The sequence below is a fragment of the Qipengyuania gaetbuli genome, from assembly GCF_009827315.1.
Lineage (GTDB): Bacteria > Pseudomonadota > Alphaproteobacteria > Sphingomonadales > Sphingomonadaceae > Qipengyuania > Qipengyuania gaetbuli.
Map to the genome: position 1 here is coordinate 382504 of NZ_WTYF01000004.1, position 16971 is coordinate 399474.

Consider the following 16971-nt stretch of genomic DNA (forward strand, 5'->3'; position numbering starts at 1 on the left):
CAATTTGATGGGCGAGGTCTCGCGCGGTGCGCGGGCCCTTGTCGTTTGCCCAGATATCCGGGGCATTCGCTATGACCTTGATGCCGATAGCCGGCTTCAGGAAGCGGAGGGACTTGCGCTGGCGATCGGTATCGTCATTGCCGACAGTTTCGTGCTGCCGGTTCGCGATGTGAAACCTAATCTGCTGTTCGGTGCGGGGCAGGTGGAAAACATCCGCATCGCGTGCGAGCAAAACGATGCCGAGCTTGTTGTGGTGGACGGTTCTCTCAGCCCGATCCAGCAGCGCAATCTCGAGGACAAGCTGGCGCGGAAGGTCATTGACCGCACCGGCTTGATCCTTGAAATTTTCGGCGAGCGTGCTGCGACCGCGGAAGGGCGCTTGCAGGTCGAATTGGCCCATCTGGATTATCAGCAGAGCAGGCTGGTGCGCAGTTGGACCCACCTGGAGCGGCAGCGCGGTGGTTTCGGTTTCCTCGGTGGTCCGGGTGAAACCCAGATCGAGGCTGACCGGCGCATGATCCGCCAGCGCATGGCGCGCCTGCGCAAGGAACTGGAACAGGTCCGAAAAACCCGAGGTCTCCATCGCGAAAGGCGAGAGCGGGCACCTTGGCCGGTCGTTGCCCTCGTCGGCTATACGAACGCGGGAAAATCCACTCTATTCAATCGCTTGACCGGTGCGGATGTCATGGCCGAGGACCTGCTTTTCGCAACACTCGACCCGACGATGCGGGCCATTTCCTTGCCCGGTGTCGAAAAGGCCATCCTGTCCGATACGGTCGGTTTCATTTCGGACTTGCCGACGCAGCTTGTCGCCGCCTTCCGCGCGACGCTTGAGGAAGTAACCGCCGCAGACCTGATCTGCCACGTCCGTGACATTTCCAATCCATCGTCAGAAGCGCAGAAGCTCCAGGTACTCGAGGTCCTGGGGGAGCTTGGGGTGATTGACGGGGAAGGGGAGGACCCGAAAGTCCCCATCCTGGAGGTCTGGAACAAGTGGGATCTGCTGGATGCCGTCCAGGCGGAGGAACTGGCCAAGGTTGCCGAGGATGACGAGGGCATAATCGCGCTTTCCGCACTAACCGGAGCGGGCGTCGATGGTTTTCTCGACCGAGTTGGCCAAATGCTGACTTCGCGGGCGACGGTCCGCGAATTCGTCTTGCCATCCAGCGACGGCAAGCGGATCGCCTGGCTTCATGCGCACGGGGATGTACTTGAGGAAGCCGACGCAGGCGAAAGCGACGGGCAATCATTGCGACGGTTCACCGTCACGCTCAATCCCAAAGAACTGGGCCAGTTCCAGTCGCTATAACCGCGCTTTCTCGCGCCGCTTGACCTCCTGCCAGAGCTCTTCCTGCTGCTCGAGATTGCGTTGCTCGAAGTCGCCTCCGGCTAGCTCCTCCATCTCGCGGAAACGTCTTTCGAATTTTCGGTTTGCTGCCCGCAACGCTTCTTCTGCATCTATTCCGTATGCGCGGACCAGATTGACGGCCGCGAAAAGGAAATCGCCTGCTTCTTCAGCGCGCTGGTCAGGAGTGGCAGTGTCGAGCTCCTCGATCTCTTCGACGACCTTTGCTCGCGGGCCTTCGGTATCGGGCCAATCGAAGCCGTGACGTGCGGCACGTTTCTGGAGTTTCTGCGCTCGCAGCAAGGCAGGTAGTGCCGACGCAACGCCATCCATCGCGCTGGTTGACCCGTCAGCCTGGCGTTCAGCGGCCTTGAGGTCTTCCCAGCGAGATTCCTCCATCACGCCACCTTCGGAGCCGAAAATGTGTGGGTGGCGTGCTTCCATCTTGTCTGAAATTGTCTTGGCAACTTCTTCGAAGCCGAAATGACCGGCTTCCTTCGCCATCTGTGCGTGGAAGACGACCTGGAACAGGAGATCTCCGAGTTCACCGCGCAATTCTTCCATATCTTCGCGCTCGATAGCGTCAGCTACCTCGTAGGCTTCCTCTATGGTGTAGGGTGCGATCGTCTGGAACGTTTGCGCTGTGTCCCATTCGCAACCTCGTTCCTTGTCGCGCAGCCGCGCCATTATCCGCAGGAGTCGATTGATCTCGTTTGCCATGATGCTGGTTTACGTGAGGCTTCGGGAGGGGGGAAGCCTACGATACGGCTTGTTTCAACGTCAGGATGGATAATATATATTATGTTAAATAATCTGTAAGGCGGTTATGACATTCCGGTCAGCCAGCTGACGATCACATATGCCCCCAGGATGATTGCCACCCATACCAAGGCAATCTTGAGCATCTTGTTGCCGGTGAGCCCGTCGGACCGCATCCCTCTCAGGTATACTATGGCCAAAGCAGCCATCACCGCCGCCCACATCCATGCTCCGATGCTCATGCGCGCAACTCCAATCCGTCATACCCGACTACGATGCCGCTCGGGACTTCGTCCACCAGCGAGGCGTAATCCATAGTCTTGTCGAGATGCGTCAGTACGGCAGTTTTCGCTTTGCATCGCCGAGCCAGGTCGATTGCCATGTCCAGGTGGGCATGCGTTGGATGCGGCCGGCGGCGCAGGCAATCGACCACCAGAATGTCGGTGCCTTTGAAGCAATCGATCATGTCTTTAGTGATCTCGCTGAAATCCGTCGCGTAAACGATGGACTTCCCGTCGGCCTCAAACCGGAAACCGGTGCTTGTCACCGGCCCGTGCGGCATCTCGACATAATCGAAAGAAAATCCAGCAACCAGTTGAACTTGCGACACTTCTTTGAGGCTCATCAAGGTCGGATAACCGTGCTGGCCGTCGAAAATATAGTCGAAACGTCGCAGCAGGTTCTTGCATGTCCTGGTATTGGCGAAACCGGGCAATGGATTGCTTCGATCATAGCGCATGACGCGCAAGTCATCGATGCCGTGGCAATGATCTGCGTGGTCGTGCGTCCAGAAGACCGCATCGACTTTCTCTATTCCATTGGCCAGCAGTTGGGCCCTCAGATCGGTCGAGGTGTCTACGAGGATACGCTGCCGGGCGTCGTTCTCGACTATGATCGATACACGGCTACGGCGGTTGCGTGGCTCCGATGGATCGCATTCGCCCCAGTCATTCCCGATACGTGGAACGCCGGTGGACGTTCCTGATCCGAGCATGATGACTTTCACGCGGCTGCCTTGGAAAAGAGGCGGTAGAAATTGTCGGTCGTCACGCGCGATAGCTCATCGAAGCTTTCGCCGCGAAGATCGGCGAGGAAGCGCGCGGTGTCGCCGACGTAGCCCGGTTCGCAAGTCTTGCCGCGATGAGGAACAGGGGCAAGGAACGGGCTGTCGGTTTCAACGAGCAGCCTGTCCTGAGGAATTTCCCGTGCGAATTCCTGCAGTTCTTTGGCGTTCTTGAAGGTCACGATGCCCGATATGGAGATCGACAGGCCGAGCTCCAGCACCCGCTGCCCGAATTCAGGCGAGGCGGTAAAGCAATGGATCAGAGCGGGGAACGCCCCCTTCCCCATCTCTTCCGACAAGATGGCGAGGGTGTCTTCTTCCGCATTGCGCGTGTGGATGATCACCGGAAGCTGCACTTCACGCGCCACGCCGATATGCAGGCGGAAAAGCTCGCGCTGCGCATCGCGATCAGAGTGGTTGTAGTAATAGTCGAGCCCCGTCTCGCCGATGCCGATCACCCTGGGATCGTGGGTGGCCTCCAGCAGTTCGTCCCGCGTCAGCCCGGGGTGATCATCCGCATTGTGAGGGTGGATCCCGACGCTGGCCCAGACATCCGGCTGTGCGTTGGCCGTGCCCACGACTTGCGGCCATTCCGCCTGCTTGGTGGAGATATTGAGGAAAGCGCCCACGCCTGCTTCGCGGGCTCGCGTGAGTACTTCGTCGCGCTCTTCCACCAAGCCCTTGTACTCGAGATGGCAATGGCTATCGACAAGCATCAAGCGGCCTCGGGTTCGGGCAGTTCGAGGCGCGGGAACACGGGCGTGGGCTTGTCGACAATATGTCCGGCCGAGACCAGTTCATCGAACCATCTGTAATCCGCAAGGTCGGCATAGGTACGCCGTTCGCCCGGGACACCGAGCTGGTCGAGTACCGCGGCCGCCTTGGTCGGAACGACAGGCTGGATCGCGATCGCCAGGTCGCGAATGGCGAGAAAAAGCGTCTGAAGGACCGCCTTCATGCGTTCCGGATCGGTCTTCTTCAGACCCCATGGCGCCTGTTCGTCGACATAGGCATTACAAGCGAAGACTGCCTTGAGCCACGCTTCGATGCCCACGCTGAAATTCAGCGCGTCGAATTCCTGGGGCAGGACCTCGGCGCAAGCATTGCGGACAGTTGAAAGAAGCGCCTTGTCATCGTCATTGGTCTCGAAAGCCTCGAGCTTGCCGTCCATGTTCTTCGAGATCATCGAAAGCGTGCGCTGGGCGAGGTTGCCGAAGCTGTTTGCCAGTTCCGCATTCACCTTGTTTACAAGGGCTTCGGCCGAATAGCTTCCATCCTTGCCGAAGATGACTTCGGCCATCAGGAAATACCGGAGGGAATCCACTCCGAACAGATCGACCAGATCGTTGGGATCGGTGACATTCCCCGCGGACTTGGATTCCTTGACGCCGCGATTGAGCAGGAACCCGTGCCCGAAAACCTTCTGCGGGACCGGGATGCCGGCGCTTATGAGGAAGGCGGGCCAATAGATGGTGTGGAACCGGACGATGTCCTTGCCGATCAAGTGCAGGCTGGCCGGCCAGTACTTCTGCCAGAGCTCGCCGCCATCCGGATAACCGAGGCCGGTGATGTAGTTCGTCAGGGCATCGACCCACACATACATGACATGATTTTCATGCCCCGGCACTTTCACGCCCCAATCGAAGCTGGTGCGCGAAACCGACAGGTCTTTCAGGCCTCCTTCGACGAAGGCGATCATCTCGTTGCGGCGACTTGCCGGCTCGAGAAATCCCGGAGTGTTGAGGAGTTCGAGGAGCGGCTTTGCGTAGTTGGACAGCCGGAAAAACCAGGTTTCTTCCTCGGTCCATTCGACCGGAGTGCCTTGGGGCGAGAGCTTTTCACCCCCTTCCCCCTCGACAAGTTCCTTTTCGTCGTAATAGGCCTCGTCACGGACCGAGTACCATCCTTCGTAGCGGTCGAGGTACAGGTCACCCTTCGCCTCCATCGCTTCCCAGATCGCGCGGCTTGCCTTGTGATGATCCTCGTCCGTGGTGCGGATGAAGCGATCATAGGTGATGTCGAGCCTGTCGAAGAGCTCGCGGAAAGCCCCGGACATTTCGTCCGCAAGCTCGCGCGGTGTCTTCCCGAGGTCGCGGGCTTTCTGGGCCATTTTCAGACCATGCTCGTCGGTCCCGGTCTGGAAGCGTACGTCGCGCCCCATCAGACGGTGGAAACGAGCGATGACGTCGGCAGCAATCGTTTCGTAGGCATGGCCGATATGCGGCTTGCCGTTGGGATAGTGGATTGCGGTGGTAATGTAGAAAGGGTCAGCCATTTGCGCGCTCGCTAGCCTCACCAGCAGAGACGAGCAAGGTTCCGATTTCCATCGCGAGCAATCCGGGATCGAAATTGTACGTGGGCTGCTCTGCCGACAGCCTCACGAGCTCGGCGTGCTTTTCCACCAAGATGCGTGGATCAGGTCCAGCTTGCTCGATGCGTTCGGCGAGGATGGCGCGCGCAAGGTCGAGGATTGCCTGCAGCCTCGGAATATCCTGCTTCATCCCGATTTCGCTTGCGAGCTGGCCGCGTAGCGAAAAGTCACGGTCGCCCGTTTCCACTATCCGGCGCATCAATTGGCCCGCTTGGCCGAGGCCGAGGGCCACGAACGACAGCGCATTACCCGGCGACCCGGCTGCCGCCGCGATTGCCGCATCCCGTGTCGCGATGTCCGTATCGGGAGATAGTTCGCGCAAGAGGCGGTCCATCTCCTCCTTGGCCAGCGAAGGAAACCTCAAGGTCCGGCAACGGGAGCGAATGGTCGGAAGAAGCCGCGCCGGATTATGCGCGATCAGCAGGAAGAAAGTCCCCGCCGGCGGTTCTTCTAGGCTCTTGAGCAGCGCGTTCGAGGCGCCCACCTCCATGTCGTCCGACGGGTCGATGATTACCGCGCGTCGGCTTCCCATCGTCGGCCTGGTGGTGAGACGACGTTGCACTTCGCGCACCTGCTCCACCTTGATGCCGCGCGCCAGTTCGAAAGGCTTCCCGTCGTCGCGCTTCTTGGCCTCTTCCTTGTTCTTCGGACCATAGGTAAGCGTAAGAATATCGGGGTGGTCACCTGTGTCCGGGCCGGCCCCGACCAGTTCGCGAGCTGCCGCCTGTGCGAAACTCGCCTTTCCCAGACCCTTCCGGCCCGCGAGGAGCCAGGCATGATGCATTCGCTCGCCTCCCATCGCGCTGCGCCATTCGCTCCAGGCGCGATCATGGCCGAGCAACGTCATTAATTCCCTGCCTCGAACAGCGGGGCGACGGCTTGCCATACCCGCTCGCGAACTTCGTCGATCGAGCCGTCACCGTTGATCATGCGGAAACGCGCGGGTTCCTCGTCAGCGAATCTCGCGAAGGCGGCATTCACCTCACTATGATAGGCCTCGCTGCGCCCTCCGATCGCATCCGCCTCGTCGCCATCGCGTTTGCGCAAGCGTTGCGCCACTTGGGACGTTTCTGCGGCGAGGACGAGAGTTAGGTCTGGCAAAAGGCCGCCGCTACCGATCGCATGCAGGCCCAGCACGGCCTCATCGCCTACTCCCCCTGCCCTACCCTGGTAGGCCCTGCTGGAATCGAGGAACCGATCGCAAACGACCCACTCGCCCCGTTCGAGCGCTGGGCGAATAAGCCGGGCCACGTGATCGGCCCGAGCGGCAGCAAACAGCAGGGCCTCGGCTTCCGGCCCCCACCCGTCGCCGGGGGGATCGAGCAAGAGGGAGCGTATCGCTTCGGCCCCGGGAGTGCCGCCCGGTTCACGTGTCAATCGGACCGTAAGACCATGCTTTTCCAGAGCTTCGACAAGCAGACGAGCTTGGGTAGACTTGCCCATCCCCTCCCCGCCTTCGAAAACGATGAACCGGCCGCTCGTCATCTGAGCCACCCGCGTACGCCGTTGATGACCCGGTCGAAGAAGCCAGCTTCCTCGACCGCCTCTTCCGCCACCAGCGGTACGGAGTATTCGGGCAGGCCTTCAACCTGCACGAGCAATTCGGCAATCTTCTCGCTTGTAGCAACGGGTGCGCGCAGCGGCCCGTCGTACCGAATTGTCATCGAGACCTTGCCTTGGTGGTTCTTCGGCATGCTCAGGAAGACGCCTCGCCGCGCGACAAGGCGGACCGAACCGCTGTCTCCGCCTTGGACATCAGCCTCTCCGAGAACAGTCCCGGGCGCGAAGAACTGCTGCTGGTCGAATGTGCGGAACCCCCATTCGAGCAGGGCGCGCGAAGCCCGGTCCCGTACCCGCGCGCGTGGCGCTCCGGCGACGACCATGACCAGCCTGCGGCCGTTGCGCTGCGCCGATCCCAGGAAGCCGTATCCCGCCTGGTTGGTGAAACCGGTCTTGATACCGTCCGCACCCGGGACCTTGCCGCTGATGGGATCGTGATTTGGCTGGGTGATCTCGTTGTAGGTGAACTCGGTCTGCCCGACGAAATGGCGGTATTTTGTGGGATGCTTGCGGATCAAGGCCGCTGCCAGAGTGGACAGGTCGCGCGCGGTGACGAACGTCCTGCCATCATCCATCCATCCATTCGGAGTGCCGAAATGGCTGTCTCTCATCCCGATTTCGGAGGCTTTCGCGTTCATCGCGGCGACCCATGCATCCACCGATCCGGCGGCGCCTTCGGCCAAGACGGCGGCACCGTCATTTGCGGAAACCGTCGTCACTCCGTGTACGAGGTCATCCATGGTCACGCGCGCGCCGCTGGCCAGGAACATGGTCGAGCCGACGCCTCGCCACTTTCGCCACAACTCGGGCCTGACCGTAACCACCTGCTGGGGGAGAATCTTGCCTTCTTCCATCCACTCGAACGCCAGAAAGGTCGTCATCACTTTCGTGATTGATGCAGGCATGAAACGCCGATCCGCTTCGCGAGCGAAAAGGACTTGCCCACTGGTGAGGTCGAGCAGGAATGCGATCGGGGCATCATTCGCGTTTGGCGGCCCAGCAGGCTGGCGATCCTGCGCGCTCGCTTGCCCTGCAAACAGCAGGGCAAAAGAGGGGATCAGGGCAAATCGGGAAATTTTACGCAAGCCGGCTCCGCGCCGGCATTCCGGCGAAACTACAGGGGTGTCGAGGTGGGATTACCTATAACCACGCGTGGCAGCCATTGCGAGAGGATCAACGGGCTGTCCACGGCTGAGGCAGCGACACGGGCAGCGCCAAGGCAAGGCGGGCGAACGCGCCCGATTTCGCCATCGGCACTGTTCCTTATCGCGTGATTTCGTCTGCCAGCAAGCCGACGCTCATCGCGTAATAGTTCGAGCAATTGTACTCCAATATCACGCGGTAATTCGAGGTGAGCAGCCACGCCGGGGTGCCGGGGCCATCGGGTTGGAAGATGGTGGCTTGCGTGCCGGCAGCAAGCGGACGCTGGGGCTGCACGCCCAGCTCGCGCCATTCCTCGACCGTTTTGTACTGGCTATGGCGTTCATGAACGCGCGAGCAGACCGGCGCATCGATCCTGGTGCGGTAGCGGTCGATGTCGAACCCGCTTGGAACGTAGGCGCGCACACCCCACGGTTGACCGCTGCGCCACCCGGCATCGCGGAAATAGTTGGCGATCGACGCCAGCGTGTCGGCACGACTATTCATGATGTCGGCACGGCCATCGCCATTCCCGTCGGTCGCGAGCCGCAGATATACGCTCGGCAGAAATTGCGGGTTGCCGAAGGCTCCGGCCCAGCTGCCCTTGAGTTGGCTGCGGGGGTAACCCTTGTCGGCTACCTTCATAAGGGCGACGAATTCGTCGGCGAACAATTCGCGCCTGCGCCCTTCCCATGCCAGCGTAGCGAGCGCCTGAGCGAGGTCGAAGCCGCCCTTGACCGCGCCATAGGCAGTTTCATGACCCCAGATGGCCGTCAGTATTTCGCCGGGAACACCGTATTCCCGCTCGATTGCTGCAAGCTCTCCCCTTGCAGCCGAATAGGCTCGTCGTCCGCCGGAGATGCGCGCGTCGTCGACATGCGTTGCGATATACGGTGCGAGCGGCGGGTACCCCGTACCGGTGGATGACCCCGGCTGTGACCGGTCCAGCTGGATGACCCGCTGGCTGGGCTCCAGCCCTTCCGTCATGCGCTGCAGTGTTGCCTCGCTCACACCTTCCGCCCTCGCCCGGGCGATCAGCAATTGCAGATAGGCATCGAAAGGCATCGACTGTGCGCTGGCAGGTGCCACCGGGATGCAAAGCAATAGCGCGGTCGCGAAGGACAAAATCGGGCGTAAGGTCATGAGCATAGCTTCGCAGTAACCAAGTGAACGGCAGATGTCATGTGAAGCATTATCCCTGAGAACTGTCACGAGTTCCGGGATGACAAGTGCATTCCTTGCCGCTAGCGCCTCTTTCGCTGCGGACAGGTGGCAGAGTGGTTGAATGCAGCGGTCTTGAAAACCGCCGTGGGTTCACGCCCACCGTGGGTTCGAATCCCACCCTGTCCGCCACATTTCGCTTCTGGCTACCTTTGTGGCAGCGACGGCGCTGAAATGTATAGAAGCGTCAAAAAACGCTCGCCAAAACAAAGCGGTTGACTTGGTAGCATGCGTGGTTAACTTTTCGTTAACCCTGTTGGATCGAGTCGTTTCATCTCCTGCAACCGGGCATAACAACAAACTCTGGGCCGCCTTGCGATGCAGCGAACCGAACGAAAAGTTCGGGCGCGTCGAGGGCTGTTTCTTCTGCCTTCAACAAGCTGCGATGCGAGAAAATTGCATCAAATCAGAGCGGTATAAACCGCCTGGGTCAGCTTCTTGAACATTCAGGCACCGGGAGAAGCGAAATGCCTATTCGAGTAGACGAAAACGGCGACGGCATCTGGGACAAGGAACTGGACGACGACACGGTTGGCCTTCCGCCCATCACTGACAAAACCGGCGATGGGAAACTCGATGTCGACCTGACAACTGCCAATTCCTCTGCGGTGATCAATGGCGCTGTCTTTCTCGATGCTGCCAATGTTGGCGCCGGTACCGGCAATTATAACACCTTCCTTGCTATTCAGGACGACAATGATCCCGGAAGTGTGGAGGAAGGGTTCAACTCCGATGACAAGAACCCGCTACATCCCAGCAACGACGAGATCGACCAGTCCAAGACTGAGACGATCCTCCTCGGCTCTATTCCCATCACGTACTACGATGCGGATGGTGATGGCATTGAGGAAGCGTACTTCGAATTCCGCGTCGATCTGAACGAAAGCAATTCGAGCCCCGATACACAGATCTCGCTCGATTCCTTCCAGCTCTACGCATCGCAAGACGGCACGATCGAGGACCTCGCGGTCCTGCAAGCGCAGAACAAGATTTACGACATGGATGCCGGCCAGGACGTGTCGGTCCTGTTGAGCGAGGCCAATTCGTCCGGCTCCGGCAACGACGACTATTCCGTGCTGGTCCCTGTAGAAGCCTTCGGCAATGCCGATCCGGCCACGACTTACGTCTACCTGTATGTGAAGATGGGCGAAGCGGGAGCGACTTGGACCGTCCAGGGCGGGTTCGAAGAATGGAACCTGCAGAATGCGGTGATCCTCCAGGGCACGAAGTTCGAGGATACCGATGGCGACGGCGTTCGCGACGATGGCGAAGGCGGTCTCGGCGGCGTGAAGATATTCATCGACAATGACCTCGACGGGATTGTCGAGGCCACCGATGGCAACGGCGTCCTCGACCCGGGCGAACGCTTTACCTTCACCAATCCGGACGGATCATACTCCTTCGGGAGCATCCCGCTTTTCGATTCAAGCTACACCATCCAGGTCCGGGAAGTGGTGCCTGACGGCTATGTCAGGACCACGGGCGATTTCGAAACCGTGCTGATTTCTTCCAACGCCGATGCCGGGGACATCCTGCAGGTCGATCCGATCGGTAACAAGCCGCTGACCCCCAGCATCGATCTGGACAAGGAAATTCCGGAAATCGAGGGCGGCGTCGGTTTGAACGGCCTTGGCGGAGCCAACAGCGCTGGTGACAAGATCATCTACCAGTTCACCGTCACCAATGATGGCGAGCTGGATCTCACCAACGTAGTACTGACCGATCCCAATATCGATGTCGGTTCGCTCGTGCGGGGTGACGACATCGTTGGTGACAACGATAACATCCTCGAGGTCGGAGAAGTCTGGTCCTACACTGCAAGTCATACCGTCACACAGGACGAACTGGACAGCAACGGCAACGACAGTGCCGATGGCGCCGACGGTGACATCGACAATACTGCCGGCGTCACGGGTGACTCGGCCCGCGGCCAGGTTTCCGACAGTGACAGCGAGGATGCCCCGCTCGTCCGCGTAGCGGCGATCGACGTGGTGAAATCGGTCACGTCCATCGAAGATGGCGACGACTTCGGAGGAACGGGCCAAGTCGATAGCCCCGGTGACGTGATCAATTACCTCCTGACCATTTCGAACGAAGGCAACTACGCGCTTTCCGGCGTGACCATGGAAGATCAGGTCGAAGGTTACGCATCGGTCGATGCGACACCCGTCGACGATGGCTTCGGCTACAATATCGGCGACCTCGACCAGGACAACCTGCTCGATGTCAATGAAACGTGGCAGTATACCGCCAGCTACACGGTCACGCAGGAAGATATCGATTCCAACGGGTTTGGCGATGGAGACATCGATAACATCGCAACTGGCGACACTGCGGAAACCGGTCCGGACACTGACGTGGAAGCTGTGCCCATCGTGGACGATCCGGCGATCAAGATCGTCAAAGACGCGGAATCGAGCGATCCGGAATGCACCGATGCCGGGGATACGATCACCTACACCTACACGGTGACGAACGAGGGTAATGTCTCGCTCGACAACGTGGTGGTGGTCGACGATGCGGCAACGCCGGGCGATGACACCGACGACTTCTCGCCGACCTATGTCAGCGGCGATACCGATGCCGACGGCGAGCTCGATGTGGGCGAGACCTGGACCTACACCGCGCAGTATGTGGTGACCCAGGCCGACGTCGACGGCGGCGGCCCGATCGTGAACACGGCGACCGCCAATGGCGACTCGGTTGCGAGCGGCGATGCGGCAGAGGAATCCTCTGACGATGCAAGCGTCGAACTGTGCGACGATCCGGCGATCAAGATCGTCAAAGACGCGGAATCGAGCGATCCGGAATGCACCGATGCCGGGGATACGATCACCTACACCTACACGGTGACGAACGAGGGTAATGTCTCGCTCGACAACGTGGTGGTGGTCGACGATGCGGCAACGCCGGGCGATGACACCGACGACTTCTCGCCGACCTATGTCAGCGGCGATACCGATGCCGACGGCGAGCTCGATGTGGGCGAGACCTGGACCTACACCGCGCAGTATGTGGTGACCCAGGCCGACGTCGACGCGAACACACCTATCGTGAATACCGCGATCGCCAATGCTGTCTCGGTAGCCTCGGGAGATGCGGCTGAAGAATCCTCGGACGACGCAAGTGTCGACGTGTGCTGGGAGCCTGCAATCGACGTCGAAAAACTCGTCTCGATCAGCGGCAACGCCTTCGATCCGGTGCTCGACGATCACGACAGTCCGACAGGGCCGCAGGCGACAACTGCGAATACGCCGATCTACTTCCTCGTATCGGTAGCCAATATCGGCAACGTCACTCTGACGGCGCTCGACTTCAGCGATATCCTGTCGTCACCGGGAGGTTCCGTCTTCGCCGGAGAGCTCAACTACGCTGATCCCTCGATCGATGCGTGGGTCGATCTCGACGGCAACGGTTCGCGCGATGCCAACGAGGACTGGGCGCTGAACGACGTCAATGCCGACGGGGTGCTGGACACTGTCGAACTCGCTCCGGGCGAGACGATCAATGTCTATTACACCATGCCGTTCGAGGCCGGGCAGCACATCAACACCGTTACGGTCACGACCGCAGAAGGTGTGTCCGACAGCGATGCGGCGCATTACTTCGGGCTCAACGATCCCGGGTCCGGCGTCCGCACCCCGGGCTTCTGGCAGGGCCCGAACAATGGCCTCACTTTCTGGGACGGCATTGCCGACAACCAGGCGCATGATGGCGAAGGCTTCCCCGATGGCGATCCGTCGACAGAGGGTAACCAGGACCTGCTTTACGCGGTGGACAGCAATGGTGATGGCGTAATCGACGGCGCGGACAAGCAAGGCCTGCTCGTCGGCGACTACAACGGCGATGGGCTGGGCACTGGTGAAGATGTGTTCTTCATCTCACTCAAGGATGCCCAGGACTTGGTCGACGCATCGACCAAGAGCGGGAACGACGTCATCTCCAAGATGGGCCGTGACGTTGTGGCGACCTGGCTGAACTTCCTTGCCGGAAACAGCCTGGGCGACGGTTCGGAAGGCACGGCAAAGCATTACCTCGATGATGCCATCGACTGGATGCAGAGCTTCGCCGACGGCACGCCCAAGGTCTCCGAACTTGGCGAGGCCTTCGACGATTACGTAGCCGGTTCGCGCATCAAGACGAGCGAGAACAGCTGGAAGTCCCCGCAAGGTGACAGCGATCACTCTGGCGCGGACATCCACAACGCTCTCGCCGAGTACAACGAGAGCGGCACGGTGAACGGCCTGTTCGTTGCCGGCGACGGTGACAGCGCGGCCTTCCAGGCGGCATTGTCCGAGGCAGTGAACAGCGGGCTCTTCATGGTGGCACCGATCGGGGACGACCCGCTCGTGGTGGGAGATGGCATGACCATCGCCATCGCCTGAGGAGGCACTGTCCGGGACCGGCATCGCTGCCATCGCGGCAGCGGTGCCGGACCTTTCATTGGGGGGAGGATTGGACTTGGCAGACTTGGAACATGAATCGGATGGGCCGAAGCCGCGCATAGCGCCATGGCTATCGGGTCCGCTGAAAAAAAGTCGCCCGCTCTACATGCGGGTCCTTGTCGCAGCCTTCCTGATCAATTGCTTCGCCCTCGTCACCGCCCTGTTCACGATGACGGTCTATGATCGCATCGTCCCGAACAATGCGACCGAAAGCCTGATCGGCCTCGCCATTGGGCTCGGTATCGTCCTGATCTTCGATTTCGTCCTGAAGCTCCTGCGGTCCTATTTCGTGGACATTGCCGGTGCCCGAGTGGACCGTGATATCGGCCGCGCCATTTTCGAGCGTATCCTCGCACTGCGACTGGATCTCAGCCGGCACACCACTGGCGGGCTTGCGGGCCTCGTCCGCGAAATCGAAACTCTGCGCGACTTCTTCGCCTCCGCCACCATCACCGCGATGGTCGACGTTCCCTTCACGATCATTACACTGCTGGTGATCGCCATGATCGGCGGTTGGCTGGTCATGGTGCCCTTGGTGATGATCCCGGTGGTCATCCTTGCTGCCCTCGCAACGCAGCCGGCCATGCGGCGGCTTTCGTCGCAGGCTCTCGATGAAGCGCTGGGGAAACAGGCCGTGCTGGTCGAAACCATCGGCAGCCTGGAAACGGTCAAATCGTCGAATGCCGGCGACATGCTCAGCAAGCGCTGGGAAGAGGCGATGAAAGGCCATGCCGGCGTATCGCTGCGCCAGCGCCTGACCGCCAACCTCGCCACTACGGTCGCTGGCAGTGCGCAAACAATGGCCTATACCGGCATGGTGATTTTCGGCGTCTTTGCGATTGCCGACCAGTCGCTGACGATGGGCGGCCTGATCGCCTGTTCGATCCTTGCCGGACGCGCTGTCGCACCCCTCGGGGCGATTTCCGTGCTGCTGACGCGGATCCATGCAGCGCGCACCGCTTATCGCCGCATCGATGCGATGATGGAAATGCCCGCCGAAGGGCCCGAAGGCCTCGGTCTTGCTCCTGCAAAACTGGAAGGCGGGATAGAGTTCCGAGACGTCGATTTCCGCTATCCCGGCGCAGCTGAAATGGCCCTGACGGGTGTCAACTTCAACATCCGACCGGGCGAGCACGTAGCCCTGATCGGCCCGATCGGGTCGGGCAAATCGACCGTCGCACGGCTGTTGATCGGGCTTTACCCTCCCACGAGCGGCCTGGTCATGATCGACGGCACCGATATCCGGCAGCTAACGCCCAAGTCGCTGCGTGCGAAAGTAGGCGCGCTGCTGCAGGACAATGCCCTGCTTACCGGCACCATCCGCGAGAACATCATGCTCGGCCGCCCTGATGCCGATGACGAGGAAATGATCAGGGCTGCCAAGCTCAGCCATGCTCACGACTTCATCTCACGCATGCCGAACGGATACGACCTCAGGCTGGCAGACCGCGGTTCGGGGCTTTCCGGCGGGCAGCGGCAGGCCATCGCCATGGCGCGGGCACTCGTGGGGCAGCCGCCCATCCTCGTGTTCGACGAGCCGACATCGGCAGTCGATACCGAGACAGAGGCACTGCTGATGAACAATCTGCGCCACGAATTCCAGGGACGGACGCTGATCCTGATCACCCACCGCCCCTCCCTCCTCGGCCTGGTGGACCGGGTCATCCTCATGTCGCGCGGAAGGGTGGCGATGGACGGCACCCCTGAAGACATCACGCGCAAGGTTACAAGGATAGCGGCACGATGAACGCCTTCTCCAAGATAACGAGCAGCCTCCTTGGCGAGGAAGAGGAATTCGAAGAGCAGGAGCTCAAGGCGAAGAAATCGTCGAACCTGATCCTGTGGTCGATTGCCGCCTTTACATTGATCGCGGTTGTCTGGGCAGCCTTTGCAACCGTCGAAAGGACAGTACGGGCGTCAGGCCGCGTCGTTCCGAGTTCAAAGCTGCAGGTCGCCTCGAACCTCGAAGGCGGCGTGGTGGAAGAGATCCTTGTGACCGCAGGACAGGACGTCAGGCGCGGCCAGGTCCTCGTTCGCCTGAACCCTGCGATTACCGGCTCTGCGCTTGGCAGTTCGGAAGCCAGTGTCGACGCCTTGGAGGCGCGTATTGCGAGGCTTCGTGCCGAGGTTAGCGGCGGGGCACCAGAATACGGCAATTTGCCGGACAGCCAGGTTACTATCGAGCGCTCGCTTCATTCGGCCCGGTCGGCGGAGTTGAGCAGCCTGCGGTCGGCGGGACAGGCGCGTGTCGTCCAAGCCCAGCGTTCGGTTGCGGAAGCGCAATCGATCCTCGCTGCACGCGAATCCAATCTCGTCACGGCAAACCGAGAGCTGGAAATGCTGCGGCCCCTTGCGGCCCAGAGGATCGTGCCGGAGATTGAGCTCATTCAGGCCGAGAACGCGGCCCAGATCGCTGCCAGCGAGGTAGCTGCGGCAAGGGCCTCCCTCGCCCGCTCCCAGTCCAGCATTGCCGAAGCTCAGGCGGCGTTGGCGCAGCAGGTCAGCGATTGGCGCAGCCGGGCGGGCATGGAACTCTCGCAAGCGCAGGCCGACCTGTCGGTGCAAAAGATGACTCTCCCCGGCCTCGAGGACAGGGTCGACCGTACGGTGATCCGCGCTCCCATGACCGGGCGGGTGAACCGCGTGTTCGTCACCACTGTCGGGGGAAGCGTAGGTTCGGGCGAGCCGATCGTCGAGATCGTGCCGACCGACGATGCTCTCTATATCGAGGCCATGGTGCGCCCGCAGGACATTGCCAACGTCGGTCTCGGCCAAAGAGCGTTCGTCGAAATCACCGCCTACAATCCGGCGATCTTCGGCAAGATGGCCGGGACCGTAACGTCGATTTCGCCCGATGCCGTCGTAAACGAGGAGACGGGCGAAAGCTTCTATACCGTCGAGGTCAGGACGACAGAGGTGCTGAAAGACCAGGACGGCGAGCCGCTCGACATCGGACCCGGCATGGTGGCCAATGTCAGCCTGCTGGGCGAGGAGCGTTCGATCCTCTCGTACCTCTTCACGCCGATCACCTGGCTGAAGGAAAACGCCTTCAGGGAATAGGGGCGCG

At 60.6% G+C, this 16971-nt stretch carries 13 protein-coding genes and 1 tRNA gene; 5 read left to right on the forward strand and 9 right to left on the reverse strand.

Annotated features, from left to right (window positions below):
* Positions 1-7: 7 nt before the first annotated feature.
* Positions 8-1309 (forward strand): GTPase HflX, encoded by a 1302-nt coding sequence (gene hflX, locus GRI42_RS04190; RefSeq protein ID WP_160607097.1) that lies wholly within the window; start codon positions 8-10, stop codon positions 1307-1309.
* On the opposite strand, the gene mazG is transcribed toward hflX, so the two are convergent.
* From mazG to GRI42_RS04235, 9 genes are all read right to left on the reverse strand, one after another.
* A complete protein-coding gene (gene mazG, locus GRI42_RS04195; RefSeq protein WP_160607098.1) occupies positions 1304-2065 on the reverse strand; it encodes a nucleoside triphosphate pyrophosphohydrolase in 762 nt (253 codons plus the stop codon). The genes hflX and mazG overlap by 6 nt on opposite strands.
* Positions 2066-2169: 104 nt before the next feature.
* Positions 2170-2346: a hypothetical protein gene (locus GRI42_RS04200; RefSeq protein ID WP_160607099.1), complete on the reverse strand. Its 177-nt coding sequence runs from the start codon at positions 2344-2346 to the stop codon at positions 2170-2172.
* Complete coding sequence (locus GRI42_RS04205; protein ID WP_160607100.1) at positions 2343-3110, reverse strand: MBL fold metallo-hydrolase; 768 nt, start codon at positions 3108-3110, stop codon at positions 2343-2345. Before GRI42_RS04205 ends, GRI42_RS04200 begins: the two co-directional genes overlap by 4 nt.
* The gene (locus GRI42_RS04210) at positions 3107-3883 is read right to left on the reverse strand and encodes a TatD family hydrolase (RefSeq protein ID WP_160607101.1); all 777 of its coding nucleotides are present in this window, start codon (positions 3881-3883) and stop codon (positions 3107-3109) included. The genes GRI42_RS04205 and GRI42_RS04210 overlap by 4 nt, the downstream gene beginning before the upstream one ends.
* On the reverse strand, positions 3883-5442 hold the full coding sequence (gene metG, locus GRI42_RS04215) for a methionine--tRNA ligase (protein WP_160607102.1): 1560 nt from the start codon (positions 5440-5442) through the stop codon (positions 3883-3885). The genes GRI42_RS04210 and metG overlap by 1 nt, the downstream gene beginning before the upstream one ends.
* Complete coding sequence (locus GRI42_RS04220) at positions 5435-6424, reverse strand: DNA polymerase III subunit delta' (RefSeq protein ID WP_234033825.1); 990 nt, start codon at positions 6422-6424, stop codon at positions 5435-5437. The genes metG and GRI42_RS04220 overlap by 8 nt, the downstream gene beginning before the upstream one ends.
* Positions 6385-7023 carry a dTMP kinase gene (gene tmk / locus GRI42_RS04225; RefSeq protein ID WP_160607103.1) on the reverse strand — a complete coding sequence of 213 codons (639 nt, stop codon included), beginning with the start codon at positions 7021-7023 and terminating at the stop codon, positions 6385-6387. Before tmk ends, GRI42_RS04220 begins: the two co-directional genes overlap by 40 nt.
* Positions 7020-8183, reverse strand: a complete 1164-nt coding sequence (locus GRI42_RS04230) for a D-alanyl-D-alanine carboxypeptidase family protein (RefSeq protein ID WP_407692150.1) — start codon at positions 8181-8183, stop codon at positions 7020-7022. The genes tmk and GRI42_RS04230 overlap by 4 nt, the downstream gene beginning before the upstream one ends.
* 178 nt (positions 8184-8361) lie before the next feature.
* A complete protein-coding gene (locus GRI42_RS04235) occupies positions 8362-9381 on the reverse strand; it encodes a lytic murein transglycosylase (RefSeq protein WP_160609070.1) in 1020 nt (339 codons plus the stop codon).
* 120 nt (positions 9382-9501) lie between these two features.
* Between GRI42_RS04235 and GRI42_RS04240 the strand changes: the two genes are divergently transcribed.
* The 4 genes from GRI42_RS04240 (at position 9502) to GRI42_RS04255 (ending at position 16964) form a co-directional block, all read left to right on the forward strand.
* Positions 9502-9591, forward strand: a tRNA-Ser gene (locus GRI42_RS04240).
* Positions 9592-9926: 335 nt separating this feature from the next.
* A complete protein-coding gene (locus tag GRI42_RS04245; RefSeq protein ID WP_160607104.1) occupies positions 9927-13844 on the forward strand; it encodes a DUF7507 domain-containing protein in 3918 nt (1305 codons plus the stop codon).
* 43 nt (positions 13845-13887) lie between these two features.
* The gene (locus GRI42_RS04250; protein WP_407692151.1) at positions 13888-15651 is read left to right on the forward strand and encodes a type I secretion system permease/ATPase; all 1764 of its coding nucleotides are present in this window, start codon (positions 13888-13890) and stop codon (positions 15649-15651) included.
* On the forward strand, positions 15648-16964 hold the full coding sequence (locus GRI42_RS04255) for an HlyD family type I secretion periplasmic adaptor subunit (RefSeq protein WP_160607105.1): 1317 nt from the start codon (positions 15648-15650) through the stop codon (positions 16962-16964). The genes GRI42_RS04250 and GRI42_RS04255 overlap by 4 nt, the downstream gene beginning before the upstream one ends.
* Positions 16965-16971: the final 7 nt, after the last annotated feature.

Excerpts from the sequence above, each read along its gene's own strand:
- hflX (WP_160607097.1), top strand. The coding sequence starts at position 8 with ATGGGCGAGGTCTCGCGCGGTGCGCGGGCCCTTGTCGTTTGCCCAGAT.
- mazG (WP_160607098.1), bottom strand. The coding sequence starts at position 2,065 with ATGGCAAACGAGATCAATCGACTCCTGCGGATAATGGCGCGGCTGCGC.
- GRI42_RS04200 (WP_160607099.1), bottom strand. The coding sequence starts at position 2,346 with ATGAGCATCGGAGCATGGATGTGGGCGGCGGTGATGGCTGCTTTGGCC.
- GRI42_RS04210 (WP_160607101.1), bottom strand. The coding sequence starts at position 3,883 with ATGCTTGTCGATAGCCATTGCCATCTCGAGTACAAGGGCTTGGTGGAA.
- metG (WP_160607102.1), bottom strand. The coding sequence starts at position 5,442 with ATGGCTGACCCTTTCTACATTACCACCGCAATCCACTATCCCAACGGC.
- GRI42_RS04220 (WP_234033825.1), bottom strand. The coding sequence starts at position 6,424 with ATGGCAAGCCGTCGCCCCGCTGTTCGAGGCAGGGAATTAATGACGTTG.
- tmk (WP_160607103.1), bottom strand. The coding sequence starts at position 7,023 with ATGACGAGCGGCCGGTTCATCGTTTTCGAAGGCGGGGAGGGGATGGGC.
- GRI42_RS04235 (WP_160609070.1), bottom strand. The coding sequence starts at position 9,381 with ATGACCTTACGCCCGATTTTGTCCTTCGCGACCGCGCTATTGCTTTGC.
- GRI42_RS04245 (WP_160607104.1), top strand. The coding sequence starts at position 9,927 with ATGCCTATTCGAGTAGACGAAAACGGCGACGGCATCTGGGACAAGGAA.
- GRI42_RS04255 (WP_160607105.1), top strand. The coding sequence starts at position 15,648 with ATGAACGCCTTCTCCAAGATAACGAGCAGCCTCCTTGGCGAGGAAGAG.